Annotated in this window: 10 protein-coding genes; 2 read left to right on the top strand and 8 right to left on the bottom strand. The window is 57.7% G+C overall.

Annotation, left to right across the window (positions count from 1 at the left end):
* Positions 1-70: 70 nt before the first annotated feature.
* Genes PQR42_RS05880 through PQR42_RS05865 form a run of 4 tightly spaced genes read right to left on the bottom strand, consistent with a single transcriptional unit; the run spans position 71 to position 3,636 of the window.
* A complete protein-coding gene (locus tag PQR42_RS05880; protein WP_408216480.1) occupies positions 71-364 on the bottom strand; it encodes a YciI family protein in 294 nt (97 codons plus the stop codon).
* 58 nt (positions 365-422) lie between these two features.
* Complete coding sequence (locus PQR42_RS05875; RefSeq protein ID WP_408383002.1) at positions 423-1,352, bottom strand: VOC family protein; 930 nt, start codon at positions 1,350-1,352, stop codon at positions 423-425.
* 38 nt (positions 1,353-1,390) lie between these two features.
* A complete protein-coding gene (locus PQR42_RS05870) occupies positions 1,391-2,239 on the bottom strand; it encodes a fumarylacetoacetate hydrolase family protein (protein WP_408216483.1) in 849 nt (282 codons plus the stop codon).
* Between the two features lie 56 nt (positions 2,240-2,295).
* Positions 2,296-3,636: an MFS transporter gene (locus PQR42_RS05865; protein ID WP_408216486.1), complete on the bottom strand. Its 1,341-nt coding sequence runs from the start codon at positions 3,634-3,636 to the stop codon at positions 2,296-2,298.
* Positions 3,637-3,780: 144 nt separating this feature from the next.
* On the opposite strand from PQR42_RS05865, the gene PQR42_RS05860 reads away from it, so the two are divergent.
* Positions 3,781-4,008: a helix-turn-helix domain-containing protein gene (locus PQR42_RS05860; RefSeq protein ID WP_408383031.1), complete on the top strand. Its 228-nt coding sequence runs from the start codon at positions 3,781-3,783 to the stop codon at positions 4,006-4,008.
* Positions 4,009-4,011: 3 nt separating this feature from the next.
* Here the strand turns inward: PQR42_RS05860 and PQR42_RS05855 are convergent, their stop codons facing one another.
* The 4 genes from PQR42_RS05855 to PQR42_RS05840 form a co-directional block, all read right to left on the bottom strand.
* Positions 4,012-4,983, bottom strand: a complete 972-nt coding sequence (locus PQR42_RS05855; protein ID WP_408383000.1) for a PDR/VanB family oxidoreductase — start codon at positions 4,981-4,983, stop codon at positions 4,012-4,014.
* 103 nt (positions 4,984-5,086) lie between these two features.
* Positions 5,087-6,124, bottom strand: a complete 1,038-nt coding sequence (locus PQR42_RS05850) for an aromatic ring-hydroxylating dioxygenase subunit alpha (RefSeq protein ID WP_408382999.1) — start codon at positions 6,122-6,124, stop codon at positions 5,087-5,089.
* Between the two features lie 589 nt (positions 6,125-6,713).
* Positions 6,714-8,366 (bottom strand): carboxylesterase/lipase family protein, encoded by a 1,653-nt coding sequence (locus PQR42_RS05845; protein WP_408493587.1) that lies wholly within the window; start codon positions 8,364-8,366, stop codon positions 6,714-6,716.
* 2 nt (positions 8,367-8,368) lie between these two features.
* Entirely contained in the window at positions 8,369-9,223 is an 855-nt protein-coding gene (locus tag PQR42_RS05840) for an SDR family oxidoreductase (protein WP_408382995.1), read from the bottom strand.
* A 104-nt stretch (positions 9,224-9,327) separates the two neighbouring features.
* On the opposite strand from PQR42_RS05840, the gene PQR42_RS05835 reads away from it, so the two are divergent.
* On the top strand, positions 9,328-9,930 hold the full coding sequence (locus PQR42_RS05835) for a TetR/AcrR family transcriptional regulator (protein ID WP_408216501.1): 603 nt from the start codon (positions 9,328-9,330) through the stop codon (positions 9,928-9,930).
* Positions 9,931-10,017 lie beyond the last annotated feature (87 nt).

Raw genomic sequence — 10,017 nt, 5'->3', positions numbered from 1 at the left:
TTGATGCCGGCCATCACGAGGAAGGGCGTTACCGAGTCGGTACCTGTGGGCCGAGTGCAGCCGACACGCGCTAAATGTGTCTATCCCAGCGATGTATGTAGACCCTGTCGTACAGGCCTGCCTTCGTGAACGGATCGCCGTCATGAAAGCGCACCACCTCGTCGAGACTGGTTGCCTCAAGAATCATGAAACTCGCCAGATTGGTGTCATCGTTGTCGCTGACACATAACGGCCCGGCCTGAACGAGATGAGGCACGGCATCCGTCAGCAGATTGGGTTTGAAATATGCGCGATGATCCGCACGAAGCTGCTCGCGCAACTCGGCGGTGCCAAGCTTGTCGAAACACAAACGAACGTAGAGCATTTCAATTCCTCCTCCTGTTTAACCATGCATGCCACGACGAAAATTCGCGCCGCCCGGCTTACGCCTCAGTATTGCGAATGAAGTAGTCGGGAACATCCGGTCCCCATTGATAGAGCGAGTCCTCCGGCTGGAAGTCTCCGGTCGGCCATACGCTACCGGCCGAAACAAAGTCCATATCGGCGGAGTACTCGGAGAACGATCCCCATGGATCACGCACATAGTGGAAATAATTCGAACCAAGCACATGCCTTCCCGTACCCCAGCCGGCCTTAAAACCCGCCGCCGCCATTTGCGACGCACCTGCGCCGACCTCGTTGACGTTCGCCACGTCCCACGCCACGTGATGCCAGCCTCTTGCGGAACTCTTCACGAACGCAAGTAGATGGTGGTCGCTGCCATGCGGTGCATGCGTGAATGCAATGATGTCGGCGGAGCAGTCGGAGAGCCTCAAACCCAGAGCCTCCCCATAGAACGTGACGGCGCGCCGTGTGTCCGGCGTGAACAGCAGCACGTGCGACAGGCGACGCGGGCGTACGGTTTTGACCTCCGAGCGCATGCACGAGCCACGCGCGTCTGCCGCAACACCGGTATGAACCACAGGCGTTTTCTCATTCGGCGAAGTTTTTGGACCAACTCGGACCTGAATCAGGTTGCCGTCTGGATCGTTAAACCAGAAGCCGTGCTCATCGCTTCGTGCGTGTGCGGGACAGAGGGTCGCGCCAGCGGCTATGACCTGCCGCTCGATTGCCGCCAGATCCCCGTCGAAGCAGTTGAAGCTGAGATAAGCGAGCGATTTCCGATCCGATGGCAGCATACGAGCCCAGCGATGTCCGTCGCCTGCACGGATATTCAGACCTTCCGCCGCCGGTGTCACATCGAGTCCGAATGCCGTGAAGAAATACCCAGCCTCCGAAAGCGACGGGACATTGAGCGCGAAGTGATCGATCGAATGCACTGCAACGTTTCTCGAATCGCGGTTGGCTGCCATCTTGTCTCCTCCTGCGTCGTTTGCGTTGGCAGGCGTCTTCAAGCGCCCGCTTCGTCGACAATCGTGTTGCGCAAGGTGCCAAGTTTCTCGACGGTCACTTCACACACGTCGCCGGCTTTCATCAGCAACTTCGGATTGCGCGCCCAGCCAATCCCAGAAGGCGTACCCGCAACGATCACGTCGCCCGCTTCCAGCGTGATGGCTTCGCTGATGATGCTGATGAGAGATGCGATGTCGAAAACCATCTCGTTGGTGTTGGCGGACTGAACGACTTCACCGTTGAGACGAGTCTCCAGCAGCAAGCCTTTCGCGCCTGGCGGAAGTTCATCGGCAGTGACAAGGTCGGGTCCGAACGCGCCAGTGCCGTCGAAGTTTTTCCCCACTGTCCACTGCGGCGTCTTGAATTGATATTCGCGTACCGATCCGTCGTTAAACAACGAGTAGCCCGCGACGTGTGCCAGCGCGTTTTCCGTTGCAATATGACGACCGCCCTTTCCGATCACGACTGCGATTTCTCCCTCATAGTCGAGTCCTTCGGAGTCGGTCACCGCGGGGCGAATCATTGGCGCGTCGTGGGCGACCAGGCTGGTGTTCACGCGCAAAAACAGCGTGGGATACTTTGGTTGCTCGAAATTGCTCTCCTTCGTGTGATCCGCGAAGTTCAGACCGACGCAGAGAATCTTCGGTGGGCGGCGCAACGGCGGCAGAAACTTCAAACCCTCTTCCGCTTCGATACGGCCGCCGTCCTGCTTCACCGCCCACGTTTTCAGATCAATGCCCTCAGCCAGCAATGCTTCCAGCGTTGTTTCGCCTAGTGTGCGAATCGCACCATTCTCACGCACACCCAACCACGCCTTGCCGTCTTTTTCAAAGCTTACGTACCGCATGCCCTTCTCCTGAATAATCGCGACGCGTTGTCGCATTTCTGTGAAACCAGGCTGAATCAAACTTTCGCCACATTGCTGCCACGATAGAACCAGCCGTTCGCCAGCATCGCGACGCCGGCGATCAACGCCGGTGCGGCAAACGTCACGAATGCGAGTTCGACGGAATGAAATGTCGCAAGCAGAATGCCGCCCGTCATCGAACCGATGATCGACCCGATGCGCCCAACAGCCAGCGCCCAACTCACACCAGTGGCTCGTGCAGCCGTCGTATAGAAACCGGCGACAAGCACATTGGCGCCAGACTGCGCACCAGATAGCCCCAAACCCGCCATGAATACAGCCACGTAAACCCATGCGGGCTCATTGATCGAAAAACCGATCAATGCAATTGAAACAGCCGCCACGGCGTAGGACACAGCCAGTACTACGAATTGATTAACACGGTCCATCAGGCGCGCGTTTATCAGAGATCCGACGGTCCCGCCTAGCGGCAGCATCGCACCCACTCGCGCTGCATGGGCCGCGTCGATACCGGCGCCGGTGATCACCGTCGGCAGCCAGCTACTCACCTGGTAATAGACCCACAGCGTGCAAAAAAACGCGACCCACATCAGCAGCGTGCCGGTGCGATAGCGCGGGTTGAACAGTGTTCTGACCGCCGATTCGTCGCCCGAGGCGGTCTTTGCGTCCTCGGGGATCACCTGTTCCAGCGGCGTGTCAGGGTCACCGGTCAAGCGCTTGAGCACTTGACGCGTCTCCTGACGGTAACGCGGCTTGCCGGCCATGAAACGCAACGACTCCGGCAGCCACAACCAGACTATCGGAATCAGGCAAAGCGGGAACAGGCCACCGAAAACGAATACGCCTTTCCATCCGAAGGTCGGAATCAGAAGCGCAGCGATGGCGCCGCCAAAAGCGAGGCCGAGCGTGAAGCCGCAAAACATCAGCGTCACCATCCACGCCCGGTTGCGAGCCGGACTGAATTCCGACGACAGTGTGATTGCATTCGGCATCGCACCACCGAGGCCCGCGCCAGTCGCGAAGCGTAGCAGGATTAGCCACGTCAGCGACGGCGCATACGCGCAGGCAAAACTGCCAATGCCGAACAGCACCAGCGAGATCATAATGACGCGCTTGCGGCCGATGCGATCAGCGAGCGGTCCGAACAGAAAACTTCCTACGGTGAGGCCAAACAGGCCCGCACCAAAAATTGGACCAAGCTGGGCGGGGCCAAGCGACCAGGCCTTTTTGAGCAACGGCGCAACGTACCCTACCGAGGCGACATCAAAACCGTCAGCGGCGACGACAAAAAAACACAGAACGAGGGTGATGATCTGCAGGGACGATATTTGTGTATCGTCGATGAATTTCGAAGGCGTAACGACTTGCGCATGCATTTCCTGTCTCCAGAGGATTCGTTCGCTTGAGTGCGAAACTATTTCCGTTTTTATCTCCCGCTTTTTTGAGCGTGGATACGACGTTAAACGCTGGCAGGCTATAAATCTATACAATGGATTTCATACCCATCATGAAACAGGTGCATAGATGCCCCCTCCGATCTGAATTTCCTGCACGTGCTTCAGACCCTTGCTGATGAACGAAGCATGTCGCGGGCCGCCGATCGGCTCGGACTTACGCAACCGGCAGTCAGTCATGCATTGGGGAAATTACGGACCCTGTTTCAGGACGATCTGTTCGTCCATAACAGTCTGGCGATGGCGTCACGCCCAACTATCGCGAACAGCGAGCTAGTTCGACGAACAATATGACGCTCATAGATCCACAACCAGAATCGAAGAACGAGATCTTGAGCAGCAAGGCAAAAATTGATCATTCCTTTCTCGCTCCTGCTGCGTCAGATACATATCCCGATGATCTGGAATACCGGAAATCACACGTGTTAGACAGGTTCCACATACCCCCTGCTCGCAAGAGGTGGGCACTTCGATCCCGTTGCGTGACAGCGCGTGAATAACAGGCTCATTAGCACCAACTCGAATGATCCGTTCACTTCTAGCCAGCCGAAGATCGAAGGCATCGCCGGCTTCCTGCACCTGGTTGGAAAACGCCTCAAAGTGAATTTGCGCTTCGCTCCATCCCGAAGCATGCGCAACCCCTATCGCGGCATCCAGAAGTCCTCGCGGGCCACAGATATATAGGTGTACGCCGGGGTTTGGCGTGGACAGTATCGTCGTCAAGTTCAGCGGCTGCCCGGAACTTTGATCGTCAAGATAAAAGTGCACCCTCTCCCTGTAAGGCGATTTTTCGAGCCGCTCTCTAAACGCCATTCTCGCAACACTGCGGGCCGCATAGTGGAAGTCGAAGCTTACGTGATTTCGATGTAACTCCTCAGCCATCGCCAGCAGGGGAGTCACTCCGATTCCACCTGCCAATATCAAAGCGAAACGCGTATCAGGGACGAGGGGGAAATGGTTCTTCGGCGGGGAAACCCTCAGAAGGTCTCCTTCATTGACCCGCTCATGCATGCTACGCGACCCACCACGTCCTGAGGCATCGAGCAAAACTCCAATCAGGTACCTTTTTCGATCAGCAGGCGAGTTCGCCAGAGAGTACTGGCGCACGAAATTCTCTGGCCCTGGAATCTGGACATCGAGGTGCGCGCCGGCAGTGAATGCAGGCAACTCCTCTCCCGACTCGGCAATCAGCTCAAAGCTGCAAATTCCATCGGCTTCGTTAGTTTTCCTGACGACACGCATGGATAGTAAGTTCATTACTTTTTCCATCAACAATCACGTCCCAGTAGATCGTTTATTTTGAAGTGGTGCAGCGTTAACTGACGTAACCTGTTTTCACCCTACTCTCGGCAAGGGTTGCCCTGGTGGCAGTTCATGCAGGCACCGGAACGTGGCGCAGTTCCTCTTCTATTTTTGCCTTCACCAGCCGACGCGCCTGGTTCCCACCGGCATCGCTAATAAGATCGATTGTTGGTGCCCCAGGTACATCACGCATCCGGGAATGCTGGCTCTCAAGCACCATTTTGTCTTCTTCGAAGGTCGCGTAAACCTCCTTGAACAGTGCCTCTGTAGCAGCGGGCTGGTCCACCTTAAAGTTGTGCGCGGCAGTCCAGAAATAGTGCGTTGAATGCTCCGTTTCCGGCGTCACTCCGTTGAAAATTCGCGCGCCGAACGTATTCCGGTAATGGTCTTCGTCAACGCCCTTACCTGCATCGTTCGCGCCGACATAGATGTTGATTAGTCCTGGTCTAAAGCGGATCTCCATCCATCGATCTATATTTCCCTTAAAGTCGACGGCCTTGACGTAGGTCGGGGGAGGTACCGAGTCACGCATCCATCGGCGTACGCTAACCTGATCTTCAGAACGAACCACTTTCACTTCTGCTCTGGAGTGAGCTTCTGGTGTGCCACCGATCGTTTTCTCATGGACCCAGCCAACATGTGAGAGGTCGATCAGATTGTCATGGATCAGTTCGTAGTAGGCGGCGATGTGCCGGTAACTCTTTTTGTGAGCCCATCCCGGATCGCTATGCCAAAGATAATCTGGCACGGAAGTTTCATCTGCTCGCGTTGAATCTCCCATCCAGATCCAGATGACACTGTCCTTCTCAACGACTGGATAACGCCTTATCTGTGCGTTTTTTGGAATGACATCCTGTGCTGGAATATGTACACATCGTCCGGCATGGTCGTAAGAAAGACCATGATAGGCACAGACCAGATGCTCTCCACACACCCTCCCCATCGACAAGGGAAGGCTGCGATGCACGCAGCGATCCTCAAGAGCGCTCACTTGACCAGAAGCTGTGCGATATAACACGACTGGCTCGCCAAGTATTGTTCTCGCCAGTGGCTGCGAGGTTAGCTCTTCCTGCCACGCGGCCACGTACCAACAATTTCGAATGAACATTGAAGTCTCCTGATATTTTTACGAACTACACTTTTTATTTGACAGTCGCCGGAAGATTGAACGTTGCAATCATTCTGGAAGAAACCGATACTTTCAGGACGAGCATTCGCCACGCACGCTAGCGGCGGATCTCACGGTGGTTACCCGCGCAGCGTGTACTGAGATAACTCATCGCATGCACGGGAAAATGCAAACTGCACGTTGCGGGGCAGTGTTAGCACCGAGCGTATGTGGGTCCGAAATATAACTGCAAGAAGGACACGGTGGCTTGAGAGCAGGCCACCTGAATACGTGAGATCGAGCAGTTCAGCTCTTACACCTCGCAACCCATGCGTTCTGGTAATAGGCAGGTCGACACCGTCCGCCTTCTGCGTATCACAACTCGACACTTCCGCCTCCTGCTTTCTATTCTTGTTTCCATCCGGGAGTGAAAGTTACACGTAGTGCTTCCATAAATCCATGCAATGGATTTCATAGTCATCATGAATCCACTGCATATTCCAATGTTACTGACACTCTTCATCCGACCGATCGGTCGTAGATATGAAATGGTAAGGATGACATATTGTTTTCAAGTGCGGGAGTATGACTAGCCCATGAACAGGAGCACCGTCTTCGCCACAACCTTGGCCAACAGCGCCGGCATCCGGCCCTGGACTCGCCTCCAATCCTCTGGTAGCCGACCAGAAGACCTGAAGGACTGGATGAAGCGGAATCGCTCCGTTGCGTCCTCGGGTGCTGCGCCGCTGGAGCTGCCGAAACGCATGACCAGGGAACCCGGCCCGCCGTAGACCGGCCATGGCGGCAATCCGGGGCCGTTCGGATTCCCATTCCGCGCGAAGTTCGTCCAGTACGACATCATCAACGCCGACAATTCCTTGTCCGCCTCGCCGGCCGGCGCCTTTGACGGCCCAAAGCTCATGTCGAGGCTACCGAATACGAATGCCGTTTCCGCGCCGTGGCTAGGCTTGGGCGAATAGGGCGAGGTGTAGTCGAAGTTGTAGGCAAACACGTCCGAGCGGGCCGTCGTGCGATGCAGACCCAGCCATGCCCAAGTCTGTTGGCTAATGCACAGATCACCCATCAGATACTGCGCCGATTGCTCGGCCGCTTGCTTCGTGCCGGCAGGATATACGGCCAGAAAGTCCTGCATTCGAGATGGACCGAACTGTGCCGTTGCGGCCTTGACGAACTGCGCCGGTGTGCGATGCGGCAACGCCCGGCTCATGAAGAAGCTGTGTTCGTCTGCATTCCAACCACCCAGCAAAGGGACATCGGCTTGCCCGCCGTGCTCGAACGTTTGCGCGGGCGATTCTTGCAGCACAAAGCCGTCGATATTAGGAGCAAATGCGGTGATGGCCGGGTCTGTAAGAAAGTTCCAGACGGAGGCGCGGTGAAGCTTTTCACCCGCCAGCGCACGCAACTCCGCGAGAGAACGGACCCGCATCCTGGTCATGAAGGCGCGGGTTCGGGCTTCGGCCTCGGCCTTGGTCGCGATCGACCCATGCTCGGTGTCCCAGAATGCGCCGCTTTCTCCGATGGCTCGATGGAACAAGCCGCGGGCCAGTGGTGAGGCCATGAGCATGCCCACAGCGTGCGACCCGGCGGATTCGCCAAACAGCGTGACATTGCCCGGGTCGCCGCCGAACAATGCAATATGCTCTTGCACCCATCGCAGCGCCTTGATCTGATCCTGCAAGCCGAAGTTGCCCGAGGGCGAACCTTCGCGATCCAGTTCGGGATGAGCGAGAAACCCGAACACGCCAAGCCTGTAGTTCATGCTGACCATCACGACGCCCTTCGCCGCGAGGTGCGCGCCCTCAGCCCCGAAGAAGGCGGACGCGCCCAACTCGAAACCACCGCCGTGAATCCACACCATGACCGGCCGCCGCTCCTCGGCAGTCTGCGCCGCAGTCCAGACGTTCAAGGTCAGGCAATCCTCGCCCTGGTCCCTGGTCAGCGCTTTCAGGCCTGGCACCGGCATCGGTGCCCCAAAGCACGGCGGGCCATAAGCAGTGGCGTCGCGGACATCGGTCCAGCCAACGACATCTTGCGGAGGCCGCCAGCGCAATGCACCGACCGGTGGCGCGGCGAAAGGGATTCCCTTATAGGCGAGTACGCCGTGTGCATTGCGGGCAACGCCGCGGATGCGCCCATGCGGCAAGCTCAACTCAGGCATGAGCATGGCTGGCGCTTCCTGTGCCGACGTGTGATGAGCGCCGTGATTGACATGTGCTGACATTCTCACCGTCCTCCCGCGGTCGGCGCGGCCGGTGCCGCACTCAGGAACCGCGCGCGCATCAGTGCGATATAGTTGTCTTCGCCCATTTCGTGCCGAGCCTTGACCAGCGCAGCGATATCTTCGCCGACAACATAGCGCAACTGCGACGACTGATCGGTCGCCGCGCCGAAGACAACATCGGCGACCTGCTCGGCACTGCTCGTCTCGCCGGCCAGCATCGCGGCATAAAGGGCATTGGTCTTGTCGATGAATCCGTCGTAGCAGGCCAGCGACCGATCGTGCGCAAATTCAGAGAACATCCGTGCCCCAAACTGCGTGCGTACTGCGCCCGGTTCGATCAGCCTGACGGAGATGTTCTGCGACGTCAGTTCATAGGCCAGCGACTCGGAGAACCCCTCGACCGCGAACTTGGTGGCGTGGTACATCGACATCAGCGGCACCGTGATCATGCCGCCGCTGGAACTCACGTTGACGATCGTGCCACCGCCCTGCCGCCGCAAGACAGGCAGCACGGCGCGCGTGACATCCATCAGGCCGAAGACGTTGACCGCGAACTGCTCCTGGATCTTTTGCGGCGACAGCGCCTCGAAAACGCCAAACAGGCTGAAGCCGGCGTTGTTCACGAGAACATCGATCCCGCCGAAGCGCTCGACGGCCGCGTCAACCGCCGAGGTCACACTGGACTCATCCTGAACGTCCAGTCGCGTGACGAACAGGCGGTCTCCGTTGACGAGTTCAGTCTCCGCAGACGGATCGCGCAGCGTCGCCACGACGTTCCAGCCCTGCCCGGCAAACTGCTTCGCTACAGCTTTGCCGATGCCTGACGAGGCACCGGTGATGAAAATGGTCTTAGGCATGTCCTGCTCCGTTCCCACGAGTCATTCATATGTTGAGGTATCATTCAACTTCATCCTATTTAAAGTTGAGGGCTCCGTCAAGTTATGAATAAAACCTTAACGCCATGAACCATCCTGGCGCCGGTAAACCTGGTACGCCGCGGCTACGACGCGACGCACAGCTCAATACGGAAAAGATCAAGACTGCCGCACTGGATGCATTCCAGGAGCGTGGCCTCGACGTGCCACTGGAAGAGATCGCGCAACGTGCGGGCGTCAGCATCGGCACCCTGTACAACCGCTTCGGCACGCGCGAAGCACTCACCGATGTGGTCATGGCGGACGTCGCGGCAGAGCGGCTCAGTGACGCGGTGGCGCGCGCACGCGGCTGCCCCGACCCATGGAGCCGGTTCGCCTCTTATGTCGAGCTAATTTGCGAAATCCAGGCCACCGAGCCTGCGCTCAACGACATCGTTTCACGCCGCCACCCCGACGCCTCGCGGCTGGCGGCTGTGTGCGACGAGACGATGACGCAAGCGCGGCAATTCGTCGAAGACGCGCAGCGCGATGGTTCGTTGCGCCCCGACTTCACGCTCGAGGACCTGTTTCTGGTGTTCGTGTCAAATGGCGCACTGATGCGGATCATGGCCGACATCGGAGCCGACACCTGGCGGCGTCGCGTTGGGTTCACGCTCGACGGTCTTCGCGCCGAGGCGGCGCGACGATGATGGCGAATATCGCCCGCTCCACTTTATAGTTTCTCTACTTGATTCGGGCGTCGCGCTCAAGGCATGCCGTGTGACGCGCGGCACTGA

This window comes from Paraburkholderia sediminicola (genome assembly GCF_046027355.1).
In the GTDB taxonomy this organism is placed as follows: domain Bacteria; phylum Pseudomonadota; class Gammaproteobacteria; order Burkholderiales; family Burkholderiaceae; genus Paraburkholderia; species Paraburkholderia sediminicola_B.
Note: the sequence above shows the minus strand (reverse complement) of the source record. Positions and strands in the feature narration are given on the sequence as shown.

Bases quoted from the DNA above. Each gene is read 5' to 3' on its own strand.
- PQR42_RS05870 (WP_408216483.1), bottom strand. From the start codon at position 2,239: ATGCGGTACGTAAGCTTTGAAAAAGACGGCAAGGCGTGGTTGGGTGTG.
- PQR42_RS05875 (WP_408383002.1), bottom strand. From the start codon at position 1,352: ATGGCAGCCAACCGCGATTCGAGAAACGTTGCAGTGCATTCGATCGAT.
- PQR42_RS05855 (WP_408383000.1), bottom strand. From the start codon at position 4,983: ATGGAAAAAGTAATGAACTTACTATCCATGCGTGTCGTCAGGAAAACT.
- PQR42_RS05850 (WP_408382999.1), bottom strand. From the start codon at position 6,124: ATGTTCATTCGAAATTGTTGGTACGTGGCCGCGTGGCAGGAAGAGCTA.
- PQR42_RS05835 (WP_408216501.1), top strand. From the start codon at position 9,328: ATGAACCATCCTGGCGCCGGTAAACCTGGTACGCCGCGGCTACGACGC.
- PQR42_RS05845 (WP_408493587.1), bottom strand. From the start codon at position 8,366: ATGTCAGCACATGTCAATCACGGCGCTCATCACACGTCGGCACAGGAA.
- PQR42_RS05865 (WP_408216486.1), bottom strand. From the start codon at position 3,636: ATGCATGCGCAAGTCGTTACGCCTTCGAAATTCATCGACGATACACAA.
- PQR42_RS05880 (WP_408216480.1), bottom strand. From the start codon at position 364: ATGCTCTACGTTCGTTTGTGTTTCGACAAGCTTGGCACCGCCGAGTTG.
- PQR42_RS05840 (WP_408382995.1), bottom strand. From the start codon at position 9,223: ATGCCTAAGACCATTTTCATCACCGGTGCCTCGTCAGGCATCGGCAAA.